The sequence below is a fragment of the Nostoc sp. FACHB-110 genome, assembly GCF_014697425.1.
Lineage (GTDB): Bacteria > Cyanobacteriota > Cyanobacteriia > Cyanobacteriales > Nostocaceae > Nostoc_B.
Window position 1 is genome coordinate 66,488 of the sequence record NZ_JACJRU010000023.1, and the last position, 22,035, is coordinate 88,522.

20 protein-coding genes are annotated in these 22,035 nt (G+C 40.2%); 9 read left to right on the forward strand and 11 right to left on the reverse strand.

The window, feature by feature from the left end:
- Positions 1 to 23: 23 nt before the first annotated feature.
- The 3 genes from H6G69_RS20085 to H6G69_RS20095 form a co-directional block, all read right to left on the reverse strand.
- Entirely contained in the window at positions 24 to 2,531 is a 2,508-nt protein-coding gene (locus tag H6G69_RS20085) for a bifunctional serine/threonine-protein kinase/ABC transporter substrate-binding protein (RefSeq protein ID WP_190690890.1), read from the reverse strand.
- Between the two features lie 190 nt (positions 2,532 to 2,721).
- Positions 2,722 to 3,744 (reverse strand): alcohol dehydrogenase catalytic domain-containing protein, encoded by a 1,023-nt coding sequence (locus H6G69_RS20090; RefSeq protein ID WP_190690931.1) that lies wholly within the window; start codon positions 3,742 to 3,744, stop codon positions 2,722 to 2,724.
- A 190-nt stretch (positions 3,745 to 3,934) separates the two neighbouring features.
- On the reverse strand, positions 3,935 to 4,120 hold the full coding sequence (locus H6G69_RS20095; RefSeq protein WP_190690891.1) for a hypothetical protein: 186 nt from the start codon (positions 4,118 to 4,120) through the stop codon (positions 3,935 to 3,937).
- 639 nt (positions 4,121 to 4,759) lie between these two features.
- Here H6G69_RS20095 and xth point away from each other — a divergent pair.
- The 6 genes from xth to H6G69_RS20125 all read left to right on the forward strand — a co-directional run bounded on the left by xth (position 4,760) and on the right by H6G69_RS20125 (position 10,850).
- On the forward strand, positions 4,760 to 5,542 hold the full coding sequence (gene xth / locus H6G69_RS20100) for an exodeoxyribonuclease III (RefSeq protein WP_190690892.1): 783 nt from the start codon (positions 4,760 to 4,762) through the stop codon (positions 5,540 to 5,542).
- A 251-nt stretch (positions 5,543 to 5,793) separates the two neighbouring features.
- Positions 5,794 to 6,669 carry an SDR family oxidoreductase gene (locus H6G69_RS20105; protein WP_190690893.1) on the forward strand — a complete coding sequence of 292 codons (876 nt, stop codon included), beginning with the start codon at positions 5,794 to 5,796 and terminating at the stop codon, positions 6,667 to 6,669.
- A 164-nt stretch (positions 6,670 to 6,833) separates the two neighbouring features.
- A complete protein-coding gene (locus H6G69_RS20110) occupies positions 6,834 to 8,330 on the forward strand; it encodes an HlyD family efflux transporter periplasmic adaptor subunit (protein ID WP_190690932.1) in 1,497 nt (498 codons plus the stop codon).
- A 96-nt stretch (positions 8,331 to 8,426) separates the two neighbouring features.
- On the forward strand, positions 8,427 to 8,999 hold the full coding sequence (locus H6G69_RS20115) for a dual specificity protein phosphatase family protein (RefSeq protein WP_190690894.1): 573 nt from the start codon (positions 8,427 to 8,429) through the stop codon (positions 8,997 to 8,999).
- A 168-nt stretch (positions 9,000 to 9,167) separates the two neighbouring features.
- The gene (locus H6G69_RS20120; protein WP_190690895.1) at positions 9,168 to 10,154 is read left to right on the forward strand and encodes a folate-binding protein YgfZ; all 987 of its coding nucleotides are present in this window, start codon (positions 9,168 to 9,170) and stop codon (positions 10,152 to 10,154) included.
- A gap of 186 nt (positions 10,155 to 10,340) precedes the next feature.
- Entirely contained in the window at positions 10,341 to 10,850 is a 510-nt protein-coding gene (locus H6G69_RS20125) for an HMA2 domain-containing protein (protein WP_190690896.1), read from the forward strand.
- A 194-nt stretch (positions 10,851 to 11,044) separates the two neighbouring features.
- Here the strand turns inward: H6G69_RS20125 and H6G69_RS20130 are convergent, their stop codons facing one another.
- From H6G69_RS20130 to H6G69_RS20150, 5 genes are all read right to left on the reverse strand, one after another.
- A complete protein-coding gene (locus H6G69_RS20130) occupies positions 11,045 to 12,568 on the reverse strand; it encodes a pyruvate kinase (RefSeq protein ID WP_190690897.1) in 1,524 nt (507 codons plus the stop codon).
- 374 nt (positions 12,569 to 12,942) lie between these two features.
- Positions 12,943 to 14,544: an alkaline phosphatase gene (locus H6G69_RS20135; protein WP_190690898.1), complete on the reverse strand. Its 1,602-nt coding sequence runs from the start codon at positions 14,542 to 14,544 to the stop codon at positions 12,943 to 12,945.
- Positions 14,545 to 14,822: 278 nt separating this feature from the next.
- A complete protein-coding gene (locus H6G69_RS20140) occupies positions 14,823 to 15,932 on the reverse strand; it encodes an AI-2E family transporter (RefSeq protein WP_190690899.1) in 1,110 nt (369 codons plus the stop codon).
- 62 nt (positions 15,933 to 15,994) lie between these two features.
- Complete coding sequence (locus H6G69_RS20145; RefSeq protein ID WP_190690900.1) at positions 15,995 to 16,447, reverse strand: NUDIX hydrolase; 453 nt, start codon at positions 16,445 to 16,447, stop codon at positions 15,995 to 15,997.
- An 18-nt stretch (positions 16,448 to 16,465) separates the two neighbouring features.
- Positions 16,466 to 16,846: a hypothetical protein gene (locus tag H6G69_RS20150; protein WP_190690901.1), complete on the reverse strand. Its 381-nt coding sequence runs from the start codon at positions 16,844 to 16,846 to the stop codon at positions 16,466 to 16,468.
- 283 nt (positions 16,847 to 17,129) lie between these two features.
- Here H6G69_RS20150 and folD point away from each other — a divergent pair, with 283 nt between their 5' ends.
- From folD to H6G69_RS20165, 3 genes are all read left to right on the forward strand, one after another.
- Entirely contained in the window at positions 17,130 to 18,005 is an 876-nt protein-coding gene (gene folD / locus H6G69_RS20155) for a bifunctional methylenetetrahydrofolate dehydrogenase/methenyltetrahydrofolate cyclohydrolase FolD (protein WP_190690902.1), read from the forward strand.
- 128 nt (positions 18,006 to 18,133) lie between these two features.
- Complete coding sequence (gene crtE / locus H6G69_RS20160) at positions 18,134 to 19,063, forward strand: geranylgeranyl diphosphate synthase CrtE (protein ID WP_190690903.1); 930 nt, start codon at positions 18,134 to 18,136, stop codon at positions 19,061 to 19,063.
- 434 nt (positions 19,064 to 19,497) lie between these two features.
- Entirely contained in the window at positions 19,498 to 19,953 is a 456-nt protein-coding gene (locus H6G69_RS20165) for a divergent PAP2 family protein (RefSeq protein ID WP_190690904.1), read from the forward strand.
- A 160-nt stretch (positions 19,954 to 20,113) separates the two neighbouring features.
- On the opposite strand, the gene H6G69_RS20170 is transcribed toward H6G69_RS20165, so the two are convergent.
- From H6G69_RS20170 to H6G69_RS20180, 3 genes are all read right to left on the reverse strand, one after another.
- On the reverse strand, positions 20,114 to 20,767 hold the full coding sequence (locus H6G69_RS20170; RefSeq protein ID WP_190690905.1) for a hypothetical protein: 654 nt from the start codon (positions 20,765 to 20,767) through the stop codon (positions 20,114 to 20,116).
- A 155-nt stretch (positions 20,768 to 20,922) separates the two neighbouring features.
- Positions 20,923 to 21,252: an MgPME-cyclase complex family protein gene (locus H6G69_RS20175; RefSeq protein WP_190690906.1), complete on the reverse strand. Its 330-nt coding sequence runs from the start codon at positions 21,250 to 21,252 to the stop codon at positions 20,923 to 20,925.
- 62 nt (positions 21,253 to 21,314) lie between these two features.
- On the reverse strand, positions 21,315 to 22,034 hold the full coding sequence (locus tag H6G69_RS20180; protein ID WP_190690907.1) for an ester cyclase: 720 nt from the start codon (positions 22,032 to 22,034) through the stop codon (positions 21,315 to 21,317).
- Position 22,035 lies beyond the last annotated feature (1 nt).

Sequence of the window (22,035 nt, forward strand, 5' to 3'; positions counted from 1 at the left end):
TAAAAATTTGTCTGAAATAACATTTATTTAATTACCTGAAATGCGCCATCTTTAGGTGAAACTAAAACAACTAAATCTTTTATATTACTCTCATCAACTCGGCGGTCATGATTTTCATTAAATTGCACTTCTGTTTTAGCACCTTTGACGGAAAAATCAGGCTGATTTAGTTCTTCATATACACGTTTGCGCGTTGGATTAACGCCACTCCTCTTTAACCCTTCTACAAGTGCTTGGGTTGCATCATAGGCCATCGCCGTTGCATAGCTAATTTTTGTAGTTCCCCAAATTTTTTGAGATTGTTTTTCTAGAGAAAACGGATTATTACTACTTCTGTGCCAGGGAATCGCAACGACCATCTTACCGTATTTAATTTGAGTAATTTGGGCACTATCTACATAAGATGTATCTCCTCCTAAGATAACTGCATCTCCGCTGCCTTGTAATATCCTATTAATCTCCTTATCTAAAATATCATCACTCATTGTTAATAAAATAAAATTAGCCTGACTTTTTTTAGCTGATTGTAAGCATGGAGATACATCCTTTAATGGATTAGATAAATCACATTCGTTGACTATTTCTCCTGCTTTACCAAGATTTTTTTTAAACTGTTGACTAAATGATGTACTATAAGGCTCTTCTTTATTCAGAAAAATTGCTATTTTATTACCCTGTTTTTTCCGAATATAATTTACTAAAGATTTGGATATATCATCGTCACTTGGTGACACCCGAAAAACAAATTTGTCTAGATTAAAATTAAGCTTAAAAGTATCACCACCATGAAACTTAGTTCCTCTAACCGCTGTACTAGTCGGAGAAATACTTACTATTCTTTCATCACCATATTTTGTATTGCTATAAATTTGGCCTGCTTCTAGTACCAAAATGCTAGAGTTATGACCGATAACACCTAGAGTTTGTTTATCTTGTTCAACAATTTGTTTGGCAACTTGTTGAGCGATCATAGTTTTTTGTTCATCGTTACAAATTTGCACCAGTAACATCTTCTTATTTATCAGTTTGCTGGGGTTGGTATTTAAATCATCTTGAACAATAGCCACTCCCCGCAAAATTTCTTCAGCCAAGGGATTCTCATTGCCTATGGGAACACACACTGTGATTTTGTAAAATTGATTACTTTTAGCAGCTATCGCATTATTTAAATAGATCCGAATTTCCGGATCATTCTTTTTCACCTTCTTAAGATAATCTTCAAAGCTGGAAATTGCTAGAGAAAAATCTTTATTTTGAAAAGCTGTTATTCCTTTTTGAATGTAAGGATTGTCTTGTAGACCTAAGGGAAGAGGAATGAAACGTTTCTCTCCACAACTAAAGCGAGAATCATCAATACAAAGTGGAGGCAAAGCAGGAGTAATAGTATGTAAATACTGCCAAATACCCAACCCCAATAAAATGACAGAACCTAACCCTCCTAAGAGCAATTTTTTTCCTAATAGTGAAGGTTTTACTGGTGCAAGTGATGGCGTTTGAGATTGAGTTTCTGGAGGTGTTGCTATGGGTGTATTGGGGATTTGCACAGATGTTAAAGGTTCCGGTAGCGGTGTTGGTGCAGATATTCTTTGGTTATCTAAAACCTCAATTACTTGACGTGCAGACTGGAAACGATGATTAATTTCAAATGACAACATCGTATCTAAAATTGTTGCCAATTGGTCACTGACATCAACGTATTTTCGCCAACTCCATATATCTCCAAGACGTAAATTTTCGGTAGGTTGTAATGTTAATAAACAAACACAAGTTGCCGCTAACGCATATAAATCTGAAGATGCAGATACAGCTAAACCTGCTCTTTGCTCTGGTGAAGCATAACCCGGTGTTGAGATGGCAATAGATTGTTCTGCTGGTATTCCTGCGATTGCTTGTTTGACAGCACCAAAATCAATTAAATAAAACCTTTGATTTTTTCCAAAAATGATGTTCTCTGGTTTAATATCTCTGTGAATTAACATCACAGGTTGAAGATTATGAATATAATCTAGTACTGGTAAAAGCTGCTGCAAAAGTTTGATAATTTCTGCTTCCGACCATTTCTCATTTTTAAGTTGCCGAAGATTTTGTCCTTCTATATAATCTTGGACTAAATAAAATAATATGCCGGCATTTTCTGGTTCATGATATTCTTCTTGAGGTGGAGCAGCAAGCTCAAAAAAATCCCACAATCTAGGTATTTGCGGATGATTTAAATTACGTAAAGTTTGGGCTTCTCTTTTAAACGCGTTTTGGACATATTCCAATTGTGCATCTGACCACGCACTGTGAGAAAGATTTTTTGGTCGTAACTGTTTGATTAAACACTCATGCTCTAAATTACAATCCCATGCGCGAAAAGTTCTGCTAAATCCTCCACTACCTATTGGCTCTAAAGGTAAGTAGCGACTCTTCAAAATTAGTCGCATTCCGCAGTTAGCGCAATACCTTTGTTGACCTTTGGTTTGGCGGAATTCCTCAGGAATATCGTTTTCTGGATAACGGCAGTGAGGATTTGTACAGTAGGCTCTCATAAATTAACCTTCAAGCAGAACAAACCAGAAATACTAATGACAATATTTTCCGCCGAGTAAGTATAAATATTATACCTAACTTTTGAAGACAACAAATTTGAGGTGGGTGGAAAATACTTACTTTTACTCTCTCACACCCAACTTCAAAAACTAATATTTGTGCGTAAATATAAATATAAATTTTCCAAATTTAGGGATTTAATGCTACTTTAATTACTCTCCGTGCTTTCATATCACAAAATACTTCTTCTAAATCTTTTAAAGGCCGCTTTTCACTAATGAGTAATTCAAAGGGTATTTTGCGAGTGGCGATTAGTGCTAATGCCGATCGCACATATTCAGGAGTATTATGAAAAACACCTTTTAAAGTTAGTTCACTATAGTGCAGTTGTTCGGTATTTACGGTAATTGTCGTATCTCGTGGACAACCACCAAATAAGTTAACTGTTGCCCCCGGACGCGCGCAAGCGATCGCACTTTCCCATACACTAGGTATACCTGTCGCTTCTATGACTACATCAGCACCCCAGCCTTGAGTTAATTCTTTGACTACACCAGGAATATCTGGAGTTTGATGATAGTTAAAGGTTTTAGCTGCACCGAGTTTTTGCCCAATTTCTAGCCTGTGGTTGTTTCCTCCCCACAGCAATACTTCCACACTATCAGCTAAGGCGGCGACAAACATTAAGCCAATTGCCCCATCGCCTAACACGACTACTTTATCTTGAGGCTGAATACAAGAACGAGCTACTCCATGCAGTACACAAGCTAACGGTTCCGTCATTGCGGCTAGTTCAAAAGGCAACGCATCAGGAACACGCAATAAATTATGCTGGACTATCGGTGCAGGAATTTTTAAATACTCGGCAAATGTGCCATTATTCCAAGTCAAATTTGGGCATAAAGAATACTCTTTTCGTTGACAAAAAAAACATTTCATGCACGGTGCAGAATTATTGGCAACGACGCGATCTCCTACACGCCAATTTGTCACACCAGCACCCACAGCCACAATTTCGCCTGCGGCTTCATGACCAAATAAAGTTGGTGGTTTTAGCATCTTGGCGTGACCACCACGCCGCCAAACCTTTAAATCTGTGCCACAAGTTGTCGCTGCTCCCACCGCAATTACTATTTCACCAGCTGCGGGTGTGGGGTCAGCTACTTGCTCTAACCGTAAATTTTCCTGACCATAGAGTAAAGCTGCTAACACTTTAATATTACTTAAGTAGCTCCACCCGATTTTATCAGGTAGAGCTTCCCAGAGCATTGAGGATGTGAGATGAATCTCAACCTCAAAAATAAGTGAACCAATAAAAATCATCGTTTTTACTAGTTCACTTTATTTGGAAAAACTTACTTCCGTCCGTGTGTTTGGATTAGTTGATGACTTAATTACAAGCCTAAGAATTAATCTTTGGTTGAGATAAAATTCCTGTATTGCGAGTATCCACGTTAGCTAAACGATTAACCATTAACAGTGGTACTTCTTGTCGGCAAGAAAGGCAAAACCAATACAATTCACCGTGACGGACATGACGCAGTAGGGAACCACCGCAACACGGGCAAGTGTTGGCTCTCATACTCATACGAATGTCCTCCTCAGAACAAAATTAATGTTAAATACAGGTAAAAAAGTTGTTGATTATAATCTGATTTTGACCGCAACAATATAAATACTTAAATTAATGCGGTTGTTAATAATTTGTTAGTAAACTTTTGCCTAGCCAGAAACCAATTGGCTAACGCTAAGTTTATAAGTTGTTTTGGTTTAGTTTGTAAAACAGGCCTCTAGTAAAGATTATTATCATCTTTTTTTGAGGGCAAAGCATTCTTACTTACTCTTTTAAGATTTTAATTAACTTAACTGACTCTGAAAAGTGCAACATTAGTTAACACTTGTTAACATTAAAGTCAAAGCCTGCCACTAAATTTAAACCTAGAAAACTTGTTTAGTCACGTTAGTGCCTACACTTTTAAAATATAACTTACCTTCGTTGATTTTCATCTATCTTGAGGATCATAAACCACTAATATATTTTGTAGCAGAACTTACAAAAATCCAAGTTTTGTAGCCGCAAATACTAAAAATCCGGGATGGGATCAATTTTCTCGCAACCTAAATCTAAGGAAAATTAGGCAATTGAGAGAATCTATAGAATAAAGATTAAATAATACTAAAATTTTGTTAACTGAAAAAATCCCACGTTAGTTTGATTAATAACTAAATGAAAATTGTTACTTGGAATGTTAATTCGATTCGCACTCGTTTAGCACACGTAATTAATTGGTTAAGTGAAAATCCTGTAGATGTACTGTGTTTGCAAGAGACGAAAGTAGTAGATAGTGATTTTCCGCGATCGCCCTTTGTAGAATTAGGCTATCACCTCTATATCTGGGGACAAAAAGCTTATAACGGTGTTGCGCTGATTTCTCGTCAACCACTAACAGATGTTAGTGCAGGATTCACAACAATCTTGCCGGAAATTGAACCAGTATGGGATGAGCAAAAGCGGGTTATTACAGGTGTAATTGAGGGAATTCGGATTGTCAACTTGTATGTTCCCAATGGTTCAGCTATTGGTAGTGAGAAATATGAGTATAAGTTACGTTGGTTAACTGTCCTGAGAAAGTATTTACAATTGTTGCTGCAATCACAATCTGCCATTTGTATTTGTGGCGACTTTAATATTGCGTTGGAATCTATAGATATTCACGACAAAGTGAATGGTGAAAATCATGTGATGGCAACTCCAGCAGAACGCCAAGCCCTGAGAGATGTTTTAGAATTAGGCTTTGCTGATGCTTTTCGTAAGTTTAATTCGGAAGCAGGACATTATAGTTGGTGGGATTATCGCGCCGCCGCCTTTCGGCGTAACATGGGCTGGCGGATTGATCATCACTATCTCACACCAGAACTATACGATCGCGCCAAAAGCTGCATAATTGATGTCGAGCCAAGAAAACTCACCCAACCAAGTGACCATACGCCAGTGATTTTGGAATTATAGATGAGATAAAAGTATGAAGTATGAAGTATGAAGTGTGAAGTATGAAAGCTGAAATAGTAGTACAAATTAACTATATGAGACAAAAGTATCAGGTAGGTTAAAAGATGAAATTTCATAATTCATACTAAGCTGCGGCAAGCCACCCCAAGGGTGTCACCACACTACACACTTCATACTACCCTGCGGGAAGCCACCCAAAGGGTGTCTACACACTTCATACTTCATACTTCACACTTCACACTTTAATTACTATGTTTTTAGTAACTGGAGCAACAGGAGGAATCGGTCGTCGAGTCGTGAGACTTCTGCGCCAACAGGGAAAATCAGTACGGGCATTTGTCCGACTGACTTCGCGTTACAGTGAATTAGAACATCGCGGTGCAGATATCTTCATTGGTGATTTGCTGCGAGAAAAAGATATAGACAAAGCGACTCAAGGTGTCGAGTATATTATTAGCGCCCACGGTTCTGGGAGCGATGTCTTATCTCTCGACTACCGCGCCAATATCGAACTCATTGACCAAGCAAAAGCTAAGGGAGCGCAACATTTTGTCTTTATTTCTGTACTAGGAGCGGATCGCGGCTACGAAGATGCAGCTGTTTTTCAAGCCAAACGAGCAGTAGAAAAATATTTAATCAATAGTGGTTTAAATTACACTATTTTACGTCCTGCTGGATTAGCATCAAACTTGCTACCCCTGGCAGAACAGTTTCGGGAAACAGGTTTATATTTATTAGTCGGCGACTCCAAAAACCGTAGCTCGATAGTGAGTACAGACGATTTAGCAAAAATTGTGGTGGATGCGGTGACACTTACAGGCGCTCGCAATCAAATATTTTCCGTTGGCGGGCCAGAAATTCTGCAACGGGAAGATATTCCCCACATTTTTGGGCGAATTTTTAACAAAGAACCAATAGTCATCAACCCGCCGATTTTGTTAATTGATGGTTTGAGAACGGCTATCGGTTTATTCAATCCCCAAACTCAACAAGCGTTAGGCACTTATCGCACATTACTAGCCAATGAATTTTTCTGTACAAAAGAGGAAATAGCCAACCTAGAGAAAACTTTTAATTTTCAGTTAGAAACCTTAGAAAGTTTTTTGCGACGTTATCTAGCAGTTTGAAGTAGAGATATAACAGGAAACAGAATTGCCAGTCTGTTGATATTCATTCACCTGCAATCTGTGGTCAGTCATTATGTCTTTGTCATTTGTCATCAGTCTTTTGCATCCGGACTATGACTAATGACAAAGGACAATTAACAAAGGACAATGAAATTCAAAATTTTATGAAATCTCCCTTAGTTGCAAATCCCACCCAAGCGCGTCAGACAAAACAGCGATTCGCTAAACCAGAAGATCAACTCTCTTATGAACTGGGTAAGGCTGTCCAGGAATTGCCACCACTTTACACCAGATTGTTAGCAGGTACAATCAGCTTAGTTGTCTTTGGGACGATCGCTTGGGCGCATTTCTCAGAAATTGATGAAGTGGCGATTGCTCAAGGGGAATTAATTGCTTCTACCCAAGTGCGTCCTGTCACATCTTTGGGTAACGGGTTAATTGTAGCGGTGAAAGTGAAAGAAGGCGATCGCGTCACCAAAGACCAAGTATTAATTCAACGTGACCCCAACCTGCAAAAAACCGATGTGAATCGCTTAGATCAATCCGCCAAGTTAATCAAAGAAGATATCCAACGTTTAGATGTAGAACGTATTGGTGGTAAAAGCACTGGCGAAGAACTCCAAGATGAACTGTTAACAGCACGTTTGCGAGACTATCAAGCCCGTCAAAGCGCAGCTGAAGCCGAAGCAAATCGTCAACGCGCCTTACTTGACCAAGCAAAAGTCCGCTTGGTGCGATTGCGTGAAAATTTTGCCAGCGCCAAAAGTTCTTTAATTAATGCTAAAACTAACTTAGTTAATGCTCAAAGTATCCGAGAAGGCGTTAAAAAAGCTCAAGCGATCGCTCAAGATAGAGAAGAAAAACTCCGTACCTTAATTACGCCTGGGGCTGTTCCCCGAGTTGACTACCTAGAAGCCCAAGAAAGATTAAATACTGCCAATACAAATATTTCTAGAGCCGAAGATGAAGTAACTAATGCCACTAATAAAGTTACTGAAGCCCAAGACCGTGTTGTCTCCTTGGAAAAAGATATTGCAGCCCAAGCGCAAGAAGTTCGTCAAGCCGAAGAAGCTTTTCAAGCAGCACGCTCTCAAGCACAACGCTTAACTTCGGAACGGCAAAGCGAAATTTTAACCCAGATGAATAAACGCAAGGAAGAATTAACCAATGTCGCAGGTCAATTAGAACAAGCGAAAATGCAGCAAGCCGGAGAAACTGTTAAAGCCCCAGTTGCAGGCACAATTTACCGTATTAAAGCCACTAAAGGCCCAGTACAAGCAGGCGAAGAACTACTTTCGATTCTCCCTGATGGCGAAGAATTGCAGTTAGAGGTGAAAGTTCTCAACCGCGATATCGGCTTTGTTCGTCCAGGAATGAAAGCAAAAGTGAAAATGGCAACTTTTCCATTTCAAGAATTTGGCACTATCGATGGTCAAGTTGTGCAAGTCAGTCCTAATGCCGTAGTTGATAAAGAATTAGGCTTAGTGTTTCCCACCAGAATTCAGTTAACTAAACACTCATTAAATGTGCGCGGTCAACAAGTTATATTTACACCAGGGATGTCTGCTACAGGCGAAATCGTCACTCGCAAGAAGTCAATTTTGACGTTTATTATAGAACCTGTGACGCGTCGTTTTAGTGAAGCCTTTTCTGTTAGGTAATTTGGGTGTCATACCAATTTAATGTGAAGTTCCACATATGTTGATATAAAACAAAGATAGAAGTGGGATCAACACAACCCACAGGCATCAGAAAATATGGCTAGAAATACGTACAAGTTTGCTGCTGCTGGGGAAGATGAACCGATTGTATTTGGTGCGTCCAGACCTGGTTACTCCAATCAACAGGTATCTGATTGGATTGAGTTCATGAAGAAACAAAAGATCCAACGCGTCTGCTGTCTTCTCCCCCAAAAGCAACTAGCTCGTTACTCAAATCTTTTAGCCATATATCAACAAGAATTTGGTGAGCAGCAAGTTTGCTGGGCCCCGATTACAGATTTTCAATTCGCTCATTTAGAAACGCTCACCCAAAGAATACTTCCTTTTTTAGTAACAGCAGACAAACAAAACCAAAAAGTAGTGGTACACTGTTCCGGTGGTATTGGCCGCACTGGTCATGTGCTAGCTGCATGGTTGGTTAGTATTCGGGGATTCTCCAATCAAGATGCCATCGCTGCCGTGAAAAGAACAGGCAGAAATCCTTATGAAGCGGCGATTGCATCTATTTTCAAATTTAAAAATCCTTTGAAAGTTGTACAGGAACTTAATGTACTTTTAAATGATTGCCGTCTAGCATTCTGTTCGACTAATCCTGACGAATTTATTTGACAAAGCTATCCTCTGTATCTGAATCAATTAGCTGCCCCCTGCGGCTTTAATGATAAGTCTTTAACAGGAAACGACATCACACCCTGAAGTCAAATCTTGAAGCGGTAAACCCTGATTTGTTAAGATTTCCCATGCAACCACCTTGAAACAGGGCAATGTCTCACTACCATGCAAACATCTACAATTGACGGTAAAGACGCAGCAGCTATCCAAGCCGCAACAACAGGAGTTGTTGTGTGCGATCGCTCTTTTTGGGGGCGCATCTGTGTTTATGATGAAGATCAGATTCGCTTTTTACATAACCAAAGCACTAACGATTTTCAAAGCCTCAAGCCAGGGCAAGGTTGCGATACTGTCATAGTGACATCTACCGCCCGCACAATTGACCTAGTTAGCGCTTATCTTCTCCCTGATGCTGTGATACTGTTGGTTTCACCCAACCGTCTAGAAACGTTGATGGAATGGCTAGACCGTTACATATTTTTTGCTGACAAAGTAAAGATAGCCGATGTGACAAAAGACACTGCAATCTTCAGCCTGATTGGGCCAGGAAGTGATGCTATTGTCGAGAAGTTGGGGGCGGGAGAAATTATTGGTCAAGCTTATGGCAACCATATAATGATTGATGTGGGGCTGACTGTTGCCGTTGGTAGTGGCTTGGCTTCACCTGGATATACGCTCATTATGCCAGCCACAGAAAAGCAACGAATTTGGCAGAAGATTTTAGACTTAGGCGTAACTGAATTAAGCGAACAAGGTTGGGAAACGTTACGAATTTTGCAAGGTAGACCAAAACCAGACGCAGAATTAACAGAGGATTACAATCCTTTAGAAGTTGGTTTATGGCAGACGATATCGTTTAATAAAGGTTGTTATATCGGTCAAGAAACTATTGCGCGGTTAAATACATATAAAGGTGTAAAACAACACCTTTGGGGTATCCGCCTCGATGCCCCTGTGGAAGTTGGCAGTGCGATCGCTCTAGGAGAAGAAAAAATCGGTAAACTGACTAGTTATACACCAACATTAGATGGTCACTTTGGGTTAGGTTACATCCGCACCAAAGCTGGTGGTGTGGGGTTAAAGGTGCAACTAGGAGAAGTTGCCGGCGAAATTGTCGAAATTCCATTTGTTTCACATGAATATCCCCAGTGAAAACAGAAATATTGATAAATCTGCCTTGAGTAGACTTGACTTATTCAAATTAGTAGTTGATTACTTGAGTAGGCTGTTAGAGCAATAAAATATCCTCCTCAATCAAAAGAATGGATATCAGCTAAATTGCATAATGGCAATCTACACAAAATATCAACTACTTATCTTCAGGGATCAGGCAGATTCATGAAACAAACATCCCCTTTAGAATTACAAATTGTTAGTAATACTCCTGGTCGTCTGCGATTAAAAATTGCTAGCCAAGCGCAGGAATCTCTAGATATTACAGAAATCGCTAACACTTTAGAATATCTTTTTCCTCAAGTTAAAGAAATCAAAACTAACATCCAAGTAGGTAGCATTACAATTTATTACTCTGGTGGTAACGAAACTTTAAGAGATGCTTTCAGTAAATTACAAGATTCAGGTATAAATTTATTAAACGCTCCAGCTAAAAAATTACAACCTGCGTCAATCACCCGGGCTGTATCTCAATTCAATCAGCAAATCAAACAAACAACAAAAGATACAATTGATTTGCGATTACTTGTATCATTTAGCATTATTGCATTTGCTATCAAACGTTTACTTCCACAGTTAGCCCGTTGGCAGTCAACAATATTGTATTTATTGTTGTGGTCTGCCTTAGAAAGTTTATTTAAAATTAGCGACAATCAAGAAACACCAAATGAATAGATATTTTGGTATCTATTATGATATTTGATTAGGGTCTTTATTTAACACTTGTATGTAGCGATCGCCTTCAGTTTCATCATCATAAATGTAATCTCAAGTTGCAGTCAAAGATAGTAACCTAGGATGGGAGTAGGGAGTAGGAATACTACTATATCTGAAAGCAACTCGATTGAGTAATTAACAAGCTCTAGTCTTTACCAAGAATGTAAAGCACGTAATTGCGGTGTTTTTTTAGTTTGATGAGCTTCCATTCTTGTTAGCACATCATCTAAAATTGCTACTGCTTGTACAATATAAGGGCCTTTATTTAACATCACACATTCTGCCCGTTCTGCCATTGCCGCATCGGTCATTTCTGCTCGTGATGGTAAACCGTTTTTCACAAGGTTTTCTAATACTTGAGTTGCCCAAATTACGGGTACATGAGCAGCTTCACACAGCCAGAGAATTTCTTCTTGAATTTCGGCTAGACGTTGATAACCAATTTCCACAGCTAAATCTCCTCGGGCAATCATAATGCCAAATGGCTGTTTACCTGCGGCTTGGACGATTAATTCTGGTAAGTTTGTCACAGCTGTGGGGGTTTCTATTTTGGCAACGATCGCAGGTATTTTAGTATTACTTGATAACCTCGCTTGTAATTCTTGTTGTAAAGTGGCAATATCTTCTGGTTTCTGCACAAAAGAGTAGCCAATAATATCAACATCTTTGGCGTTAGCTGCAATAAAGTCTAAATCTTGTCTATCTTTATCTGTTAACGGGCAAAGATGCAAATCGGTATTTGGAAAGTTAATACCTTTATCAGGACGTAGCTTTTCACCTTTAGGACGAGTGTGTGTAATTCTTAATAATGCACCTTCTGGTGCGATCGCTTCAACAATAGCACCAATATGGCCGTCATCAATCCACACAGGCGCACCGACTTCTAATCTATCTACAACTTCCGGTAGGGTGCAACTAATTTGGCAAGATTGAGAATCTCCATTATTCAATAAATCCCGCTTCAGCCACAAACAATCCCCTTGCTCAATATGCTGTTTACCTTGAGGAACGATAACAGATTGAATGCGGATTTTTGGGCCACTTAAATCTATTAAAACCTGACAAGAGCGTTTAACTTCTACTTCTGCCGAACGTACATGAGCAATCATCGCTGACCACTCGCTTGGGGTATCATGAGCGCAGTTAATCCGCACGCAGTCTGTACCTTGCTGAATTAGCTGCTTGATAAATTCGTAGTTACTAGCGGCTTCTGTTGGCAGTGTCACCATAATCCGCACTCGGCGTTGCTGCAAGGTATCGCCGAATAGCTCTTGGGTGTGGATTTTCAATAAGCGATCGCCTTCAAAAAATGATTCTAGAGGTGGCTGACTAATTTGCGGATTGGGCGATTCATGGCAAACTGCGGCTAAAGTTGCAATGACAGCATCCAAATTAGCTAAAACTCTGGCTTCAATTCGTCCTAACGACGACAAACCCCAAGGCATTAAAGCAGCTTGTAAATGACGTAAATCATGTCTTCGTAGTGCTAAATAGTAAGCCAAGTTGAGACTACTATCAATAAAAGCCGGTCTTTGAATATGCGATCGCCACCTGCTAAAAATTTCTTGCCCTTCCTCATACACAGCTTGTCGCAGTTGTCGTAAAGTTGTCAGTAAAATTTGCGGATTGGCTAACTCTAACGCTAAATCTTTGGTGTCTAGCTGAGTTGATAACATAAAATTTTTTTCTCCTGCTATCTAGATGGAGCGTGTAGCGGTGCGATCGGGAAGATGGCGAGAATAGTGAAGAGATTTAATTCTTGTCAGACCTAATACAGTAAATTTCCTTACCCCTCAATCAGGTGTCTGCGTACACTTATAAGCAGAGAATATGAGGATTTTGTGAGGATACATAGCAGTCCTAAATCATTCGTAAATAAAAATATCCCCAACTTTTTCAAGAAGTCAGGGATAAGCTAATCGTCATTTAAATTGCACCATAAACATGGTAATCAAAGCTGTAAATCCTCTCCCCTGCCCTCTGCGACACCTTTGTCTCAAACTTAAGGTGAAACAGTATAAGGTAGGAAATGTTTATCCAGCTACTGCAATTATTTTTCTGGCGGTAAATCTACGCTGTAAACAACTTTCCCCTCTAAATTACGCAGCGATACTGTCATTACCTTGGTGTAAGCATCAATTTTGACTGCACCAAAGAACTGCAAACCTTCACTTGGCGGTCGATTTGCTTTTGTTCCAGGGGGAAGACTTTGAAATACTAACTGTGGGCCAAAGGTATTTTCTAATTGGTTGGGGCCAAATGTACCTGCGTTAAGTGGGCCGGCGACAAATTCCCAAAAAGGTTTGAAGTCTTGAAATTGGGCTTTGTTGGGGTCGTAATAGTGGGCGGCGGCGTAGTGGACATCAGCAGTCAACCACACGACGTTTTTGATATTTTTGTATTTGATAAACCGTAGTAAATCTGCAAGTTCCAGTTCTCTTCCTAAAGCTGGGCCATCTCCATTCGCCCAAGCTTCAAAGTCAGTCGCACCATCTCGCACTATCAGACCCAAAGGCATATCACTAGCAATCACTTTCCAGGTAGCTTTGGATGAGAGTAATTGTCGTTTCAGCCATTGCACTTGTCTTTTACTCAAAAATTCTGTTTCTGAACTGGGTACTGGTTGACGGTTTGGGGTATTTGGGCCGCGATAGGTGCGCTCATCCAGCATGAAAATATCTAGTAATGGCCCATACTCAAAGGAGCGATAAATTTTAGTTCTTTCTGGGTCATTATTATACTCAATGGGCATATATTCCAAGAATGCTTGCCTTCCTCTTTTTGCTAGCAAGTTAACATCCTTAACTGTGTAGCGAGTGTCATCCTGAGGGAGAATTTCGCCAGGATACCAGTTATTTGTAACTTCGTGGTCATCCCACTGAGCTAAAAGAGGCACTTCGGCGTAAAAACGCTTGATATTTTCATCCATCAAGTTGTATTTATAGTTACCACGAAACTCAGCTAGAGTTTCGGCAACTTTAGATTTTTCTGGGGTGGTGATGTTTCGCCAAATTGTGCCATCATCAAGCGTTACTTGAGAGGTAATGGGGCCATCAGCATAGATATTATCGCCAGAATGGATGAAAAAGTCGGGCTGAAGTTGCCGCATGGTTTCATAGATTTTCATCCCGCCAAAATCAGGATTTATCCCCCATCCTTGACCTGCTGTATCGCCACCCCAAACAAAGCATACATCTTTGCCATATTTAGGTGGTGTGCGGAAAGTTCCTTTGACAGGCGCGCTGTAAGTATTTTGATAGTCTAAATCTTGAAAAATTACTCGATAAAATATCTGTTGATTTGGGGGTAAATTCCTAAGGTTAAGTCTAGCGGTAAAGTCACTATTTTCTAAAGCCAGAGGGCCGCGAATGCGTTGGACATTGCGAAAAGATTCGTGGGTAGAGTATTCTACGATCATTTTAGAGGGGCGATCGCTCCGGCTCCAAATCACCACATTATTTTCGCTAATATCTCCACTAGCCACACCATAAGGTATGGCAGGACGCATTTTTTCGGAGGTAATAATAGCAGGGGCTTGAGCAAAAACTCCTGATTTCGAGGCAATATTTGTCCCAATAATTCCACCTGCTGTAACTGCTGAACGTAGCAAAAACTGGCGGCGATTTACCTTTAAAGGTTGATTAGATTCCATAGATACACAGGTTTGTAGAGAAATAGAACACTCAATTCCAATCAACTATTCATGCGTGCATAACACACATAAAAATAGCCAACAAAGCTTGAAAACTATATTTAATTCAGCAGATAAAGCATTCTTAATTACAAATTACGTATTTAACATATTCTTTGAATATTGCAAGTAAATATTGAGTTATCTATAAGTTAAGAAATAGTTATGCTCAACAAAATAGATCCCGAATTCTTTAAGAATTCGGGGAGCAAAAATATCAAATTGATTATTATTTAAATTTAACTGACGTAATTTTCTTTATTTATTTCAATTGGCGAAACTTTTACACCATCGTCATCAGTAATAATCTGTTGACGCAGTTCTCCGGCGCGCCAACTATCAGCAATATCTTTAATAAAACTGGCAATAGGAATAGCAATTAACAATCCTAAAACGCCGCCTAATTTAGCACCTATCAGTAAAGAAATCACAACCCACACAGGATTTAAACCAGTTAAGTTACCTAAAATTCTGGGTGCAACAATATTAGAATTAATTTGGTCTATGGCTATTGCTACGCCTAAAATTTCTACACCTAACCAAAAATTTTCTAAAGCAACTAATAAACTAACTATAGTAATTCCTATGCCTGTACCGAAGGGAAACAGCGAGAAAAAGCCAATAGCAATTCCAAAAAGTAAAGCTAATGGAACTCGTAGAGAAACAAAAGCTAATGTCACTAAGACAGCTAATATCGCGCCTAATGTTGCTTGCCCAATAAAATAATTTTGAAAATCTTCTCGCAGTAATTGTCTGACTTTGCTGCCGATATGAGAGGGAAACCATCCATAAATGCCATCCCATAGTTTTTCGCCATTTAAGATTAAGTAGATAGTTAAAACGACGGCGATTAAGATATTAACTACAACACCGATAGTATCAAAAGCAAAACCCAGGATTCTACCTGTGAAAGATTGAAATTGATTAGATAATCTATCTAAAAGTTGCAGGGCTAACCCTCTTAAATTGAAAGGAATTTGTTGTGTAGCTGCCCAAGTTTGAAAAGCATCTAATTGTTGTACACCAGAATCTATCCAAGAGGGCAGAATATTAGCTAATTCGTTTAACTGTTGCAAGATAACTGGCACTAAGGTAACACCCACACCCGCTACAATCACCACAGCTAACAATAAAACTCCAATAATGGCTAAGTTACGAGGTACACCACGTTTTTGAAAAAACTGGATGGGGTAGTTTAAGACAAAAGCTAGTAGGATAGCGATCGCAACTACACTCACCAACGGCTGAAAATACTTGACAACTTGAATTAATAACCAACCGTTGAGAATGACTAGCGGAAACGCCAAGCCATAACTTAACCATCGTGGTAGTTTGTTTGCTGATTGCATGAGAAAAAATTAGGGGTGTAAGGGTTTAGGGGTGTAGGGTGTCAGCAGAAAGAGGATTTTTCCTAATTCCCACTCCCCATTCCCCACTCCCGCTTATTGATAAAATCCAGCATAATTGTTTGATGCATTGGCCCTAAAGGTCGAACTTCGCCAGCTATGGCTGAGTAACAGCCACCACTGCGAATATCTTCTGCTGTTAAAAGTCCCATATCCCAGCCTTCGTTTAGTACCAGTTGATTTAAATCTACTAATAAGGGAGCCTGAAAAACATGGCGGATAACTTTTTGGTCGGGATAATAGCCAAATTCTGTAAATTCTGGTAAATCATAACCAATTTCTTCCTGAACTTCGCGTTTAACGGCTATCTTCGGCGTTTCACCAGGTTCGATGTGTCCGCCAAATAAACCCCAGCAACCAGCCGCCGCAATTGTGGGGATATTGTCGCGCAACTGCATAAGATACTTGTTGTCTTGATAAAGAATTGCGATCGCTACTTCTACTGGCTGGTTAGTCATAAAATGTATCATTAAAAATTACTCTTCTGTTATATATATTTCACCAAAATCTTGCCCGGCGATCGGAATACTTTTGTAGCGAACTTTACCCCTTAATACTACTTGCGATCCCTTTTGCAAATTGCTTTGATTCGTAATTACCCAAATTTTGCCAGTTGCATCGCTAATTTGGTATGCCCACTGTTTCATCAAAGGCACTTGTTTTTCAACTTTCCCTTGGATGTACACAGTAGCCTGTTTGTCTCGTTTCGCTGAAATTTTTTCTATAGGAGTGACATTACTGCCGAAGATGAAATTACTACCTTTTAAGTCCGAAGGTGTCCAAGAACCACAACTAGAAAGTCCCGCCACCAGTAATAAATTGCATACTAAACGGTAATATTTTGGATACTTTGGCATTTTCATCAAGAGTAGGGCTTAGATAGAAAACTTTTCTACTGTTCTACTATTACCTGTTGCCTTTTACCTCTTCCCTGTTCCCCATTCCCTACTCCCTACTCCCCCAATAAGATTTCATTGTTTTATCCGTAAGATTAGACAAGGGATCTGAGAAGATAAACAAGTATGGTCTTGTGGCAGGAGAGACGCAACGGCAACTAACAAACAAAGACTTTGTGAAAATGTTAACTTCGCTACAGACAACTGAACTTTTGGATTAGAGGCGAATCTTCTGAGGATTCTCATGGAAACAACAACTGCCAAACTACTTGATGGTAAAGCGTTAGCAGCAAAAATTCACCAGCAACTAAAAACCCAAATTCACCAATTACAACCCACAGTAGGCCGTCCCCCAGGTTTAGCAGTGTTGATGGTCGGCGATAACCCAGCATCTGCCGCTTATGTCCGCAATAAAGAAAAAGCCTGCGCTAAAGTGGGTATCGCTTCTTTTGGCAAGCATTTTCCCAAAGAAACTACCCAAAAAGAATTAGAGGATGTCATTGCCGAACTCAACGAAGACAAACGGGTAGACGGAATTTTGGTGCAGCTACCCCTACCTGACCATTTAGATGCAGTCTCCTTGTTACATCAAATACATCCTGATAAAGATGCCGATGGACTGCACCCAGTAAATTTAGGGCGACTAGTACGGGGTGAAGTTGGACTACGCAGTTGTACGCCTGCGGGAGTGATGCATCTGCTGGCAGAATATAATATTCCTTTGCGGGGAAAAAATGCCGTGGTTATAGGACGCAGCATTTTAGTAGGAAAGCCAATGGCTTTGATGCTACTAGAAGCAGATGCTACCGTCACTATTGCTCACTCGCGATCGCAAAATCTTGCTAGCATCACCAAGAATGCCGATATTATCATCGCCGCAGTTGGTCTTCCAGGACTCATTACATCTGACATGGTAAAACAGGGTGCGATCGTGGTAGATGTGGGGATGAATCGTGTCACTGATGCCAATGGCAATGGTCGCTTAGTCGGCGATGTCGATTTGGAATCAATTGCTGGTGTGGCAGAATATTTCACCCCTGTACCTGGTGGTGTCGGCCCTATGACCGTTGCCATATTGTTGCAAAACACATTTACCAGCTATTTACGCGCGACAAGCTAATTAAAAGTTATGAGATATGAATTTTTCCCGCCAGATTCATCCGGCATAACTTTTAGGAGCCAAAGCCCCGTAAAATTGTGACGTATAAGACAAACAGCCAAAAGCCAAAAATTGAAGGAATTATAAGAATGGTAGCAGCTGATAACCTTCAGAAGATGCCCCAAACAGCAACCTTTAACCTTGCTGCTTATCTCAAAGAACGTCAAAAGCTTTGTGATACTGCTCTGGATAAATCTATGCCTGTGATTTATCCAGAAAAAATTTACGAATCGATGCGCTACTCTCTCCTGGCTGGAGGTAAGCGAGTGCGTCCCATTCTCTGTCTTGCTACCTGTGAAATGATGGGCGGCACTATCGAAATGGCTATGCCTACAGCTTGTGCCGTAGAAATGATTCATACAATGTCATTAATTCACGACGATCTGCCAGCAATGGACAATGATGATTATCGTCGTGGAATGTTGACCAATCACAAAGTCTATGGTGAAGATATTGCGATTTTGGCTGGAGATGGTTTACTAGCCTTTGCTTTTGAACTAGTTGCTACTAAAACACCTGAGAGTGTTCCTAGGGATAAAGTTTTACAGGTAGTGGCGCGCTTAGGAAGAGCCTTGGGTGCAGCGGGTTTAGTCGGTGGTCAAGTAGTCGATTTGGAATCAGAAGGTAAATCTGATATTTCGCTAGAAACCCTAAATTTTATTCACAATCATAAAACTGCTGCCCTTTTGGAAGCTTGCGTCGTTTGTGGTGGCATCTTGGCAGAAGCCTCAACAGACGATATACAAAGATTAACTCGCTACTCACAAAACATCGGTTTGGCATTCCAAATTATTGATGACATCTTGGATGTGACAGCGACCCAAGAACAATTAGGTAAAACCGCCGGTAAAGACCTCATTGCTAAGAAAGTTACATATCCTAGCCTGTGGGGAATTGAAGAATCACGCATTAAAGCTCAACAGCTAGTTGAGTCAGCTTGTGCCGAGTTAGAACCCTATGGACACCTGGCACAACCACTCCAAGCTTTAGCACACTTTATCGTAAATCGCAATAACTAGGATATACCAATTGGATTTTCAATTTTGGAGCCACTGTCTTGTGGTGAATCAGTACTACGGGAGGACGAGCTACTCCTCAGTGGTGATTATGCAATTAGATTCATAGTCTTAACTCATACCAATTGGAAAAATGATGGCGACAGATGGATTTTTATCACCTAGATTTAGAAGTAATTATGAATCTAAAATCCGTCTTGAAAAGTTTGCTCAAGTCGGGAAACCTGCTCACGGCAATGTTTCCCCAACGCACTGGCTCAACTTTTCGCCAAATCTAAAATCCAAAATGGTACAATAGGCTACTCCAAAACTTCAAACAATATTTAGCGTGCCAAGTTGGTATAAGTTCCTTTTGAAATTTGGATTTTTGGGTTGCGTCGCAATTTTTACTTACAACATAAATTACTGCTAATTTTCACTAACTGAACCAAAACACCATGCAGGACATAGCCGATATTTTTAACAACCGGGTGCTGCTGGTAGCCCTGGTAGCCTGTTTCATTGCTCAAGCATTGAAGCTTGTTATCGAGGTCGTCAAAAATCAAAAACTGAATGTGCGTGTTTTAGTCACGACTGGCGGTATGCCCAGCGCTCATTCGGCTCTCGTGACAGCCTTAGCAGCTGGTATTGGGCAAACCGTGGGTTGGGCCTCACCTGAGTTTGCTTTAGCAACAGTCTTTGCCATTATCGTTATGTACGATGCTGCCGGAGTTCGTCAAGCTGCGGGTAAGCAAGCGCGAATTCTCAATCAAATGATTGCAGAATTATTTGATGAAAAGCACGAGTTTAGCCAAGACCGCCTCAAGGAATTACTGGGACACACACCAGTGCAAGTCATAGCTGGGTCAGCTTTGGGGATCACTATTTACTGGTTAGCAAGGGCGGCTTATTGAAGTATGAAGTATGAAGTATGAAGTATGAAGTATGAAGTATGAAGTATGAAGTATGAAGTATGAAGTATGAAGTATGAAGTATGAAGTATGAAGTATGAAGTGTGAAGTATGAAGTATATTTTATCTTTGAATCTTGAACACTTCGGACTTCTGGGACTGGCTACTGTACTTTGACGGCTGAACGCAGTAACACAACTTTACGACTATCGACGAGAATGGCGAAAAAGCCACGCTCGTTGAGTTTTTGTAGGGTATTGTATGCTTGTTGCTGGTTGGTAGTATGAGTTGCTAACAAATAAGGGCGTTGTCCATAGGAAGCAAAACCTACGTTACCACCGACAACTTGCTGGACGCTGTTTGCTAGTTCTGGACGGTTGTAGTAATCTACCAGTACGGCGTAACCTTGTCCTAATGGTTTGGGATTATAGCTAACTGTCGGTATTGTTGCTGGTTGTTGAGCAACTTCGGCAGGCCTTGTAGTGATGATGGCAGACAATCCAACAATATTGTTAATATATCTTGCCCAACGATTTGCATCTTCAATTTTATTAAAGCCACCTATCCTGGTAACGGTGTCGGTGAGGTATTGACAGGTAGTGGTAGAAATTTCATTGGGCAAGGCATTGCGTAATTGCCTTTGATAATCTGTTGTGGGAGTAATTACCAATAGCAAATACTCACCAGGATTTGGCGGTTGGCAGACAGGAATTTTTTGTTGAGCATTGACAGAAATTGTAGTATTAATTAAACCTGCGATCGCTATTACCAATCCACCAGATATAATCTGAACTCTCTGCACAAAGTTGGGACGCATAAGCTGGATTTTTGAAAAAATTATATTTTAGTAGTTCGTCACTAAAAAGTATGAAGTCTAAAGGATGAAGCCTGAAAAATATTTACATACCAAATTCTTTTGGTCAAGGTAATTTAATTTCTCACTTCATACTTCATACTTCATACTTTAGTTGATTAAGAAACACTCGCAAGAGAGGCTAAAGGATTGGGAATTGTCATCGATGGTGCATAAAACTCACCAGTAATTACATACTCCAAGCGTAGTTTCAGCCAAGTGATAAATTGAGGATTTGTTGAAATAATCGCCGCCGCGGGTTTAGGACACTTAGCTTTCACTTCGGCCATTTCTGGTGCTTCTAAAAAGGCTGGTTGCTGTACTAACCAAAAATCAATTTGCTTTTCATGTTCGTGATAATAGCGGGTGCGTTCTTTCAGCACTTCCTCTAGAGGTTCTTCTTGGACTAGAAAGCGTTGACTAGCTAAAACGTAATAATATGTTTGCATTTTCATCCTTGGGTTACTAACGGTTTAAATAGGGTACAGAGTTAATTCTGTACCCTATTTAACTAACTCTTCCGAAATCTTTGGAACCAAGAACTGAAGGGACAACCACTTCCTTTAGTTTCACTATTTGTTTGTTTACCACCAGCTGTCAGTTTGTCTAAAAACAGGGTGTTGTCAAAATAGTGTTCTACGGAAATAATTTTTAAATCATTGGTGACACGAGCTATACTCGTCCCGACAATTTCAACTGTCTCTCCAGTGGGCGCATAACCTTTGTATTCGCCTCTAAAATGTCCCCAGTGTCGCCATTTGAATGCTACATTTGGTGGCCCTGAGTACACTTCCAGCACTTCCCAAGGGAAACCTTGGGGAAATGTTGTGTGGAAGATTTTCGCTGATGATTCAAAGCTTTCTTGGGAAGCTTTGTAATGTTCAGAATCAGCCATAAATAAATTGTAAGTACCTTGGTTGCCTAATTCTGCGGCGGTATATTCAGGGCCGCCATTGGTACTCACACGAAACTTGTCACTCACAACCGATAACCACTGCTGTGGGTTAGATTTGAATGATACCTCCATCTCGAAGGTTCTTACCAAGTTCTGTACGATCGCCTCTAACGATCCTTCAACATGATTACATATACTTTCTTTGGCAAGATTTTCTTTTGAGCGAGAATAATCAGGAGGTGTTTGATAACGCCACTCCGCATCAGTGCTAGCAGCGATAACTTTATCCCTATCCTGTACCCAAAGCGGTAAGTCTTGAGATTGTGTTGAGGTCATA

What these genes read in the sequence shown, in the direction of transcription:
- crtE (WP_190690903.1), top strand. Translation starts at nt 18,134, where the DNA reads ATGGTAGCAGCTGATAACCTTCAGAAGATGCCCCAAACAGCAACCTTT.
- H6G69_RS20120 (WP_190690895.1), top strand. Translation starts at nt 9,168, where the DNA reads ATGCAAACATCTACAATTGACGGTAAAGACGCAGCAGCTATCCAAGCC.
- H6G69_RS20085 (WP_190690890.1), bottom strand. Translation starts at nt 2,531, where the DNA reads ATGAGAGCCTACTGTACAAATCCTCACTGCCGTTATCCAGAAAACGAT.
- H6G69_RS20105 (WP_190690893.1), top strand. Translation starts at nt 5,794, where the DNA reads ATGTTTTTAGTAACTGGAGCAACAGGAGGAATCGGTCGTCGAGTCGTG.
- H6G69_RS20175 (WP_190690906.1), bottom strand. Translation starts at nt 21,252, where the DNA reads ATGCAAACATATTATTACGTTTTAGCTAGTCAACGCTTTCTAGTCCAA.
- H6G69_RS20150 (WP_190690901.1), bottom strand. Translation starts at nt 16,846, where the DNA reads ATGCCAAAGTATCCAAAATATTACCGTTTAGTATGCAATTTATTACTG.
- H6G69_RS20095 (WP_190690891.1), bottom strand. Translation starts at nt 4,120, where the DNA reads ATGAGTATGAGAGCCAACACTTGCCCGTGTTGCGGTGGTTCCCTACTG.
- H6G69_RS20110 (WP_190690932.1), top strand. Translation starts at nt 6,834, where the DNA reads ATGAAATCTCCCTTAGTTGCAAATCCCACCCAAGCGCGTCAGACAAAA.
- H6G69_RS20170 (WP_190690905.1), bottom strand. Translation starts at nt 20,767, where the DNA reads ATGCGTCCCAACTTTGTGCAGAGAGTTCAGATTATATCTGGTGGATTG.
- xth (WP_190690892.1), top strand. Translation starts at nt 4,760, where the DNA reads ATGAAAATTGTTACTTGGAATGTTAATTCGATTCGCACTCGTTTAGCA.
- H6G69_RS20140 (WP_190690899.1), bottom strand. Translation starts at nt 15,932, where the DNA reads ATGCAATCAGCAAACAAACTACCACGATGGTTAAGTTATGGCTTGGCG.
- H6G69_RS20135 (WP_190690898.1), bottom strand. Translation starts at nt 14,544, where the DNA reads ATGGAATCTAATCAACCTTTAAAGGTAAATCGCCGCCAGTTTTTGCTA.
- H6G69_RS20145 (WP_190690900.1), bottom strand. Translation starts at nt 16,447, where the DNA reads ATGACTAACCAGCCAGTAGAAGTAGCGATCGCAATTCTTTATCAAGAC.
- H6G69_RS20165 (WP_190690904.1), top strand. Translation starts at nt 19,498, where the DNA reads ATGCAGGACATAGCCGATATTTTTAACAACCGGGTGCTGCTGGTAGCC.
- H6G69_RS20125 (WP_190690896.1), top strand. Translation starts at nt 10,341, where the DNA reads ATGAAACAAACATCCCCTTTAGAATTACAAATTGTTAGTAATACTCCT.
- H6G69_RS20115 (WP_190690894.1), top strand. Translation starts at nt 8,427, where the DNA reads ATGGCTAGAAATACGTACAAGTTTGCTGCTGCTGGGGAAGATGAACCG.
- folD (WP_190690902.1), top strand. Translation starts at nt 17,130, where the DNA reads ATGGAAACAACAACTGCCAAACTACTTGATGGTAAAGCGTTAGCAGCA.
- H6G69_RS20130 (WP_190690897.1), bottom strand. Translation starts at nt 12,568, where the DNA reads ATGTTATCAACTCAGCTAGACACCAAAGATTTAGCGTTAGAGTTAGCC.
- H6G69_RS20180 (WP_190690907.1), bottom strand. Translation starts at nt 22,034, where the DNA reads ATGACCTCAACACAATCTCAAGACTTACCGCTTTGGGTACAGGATAGG.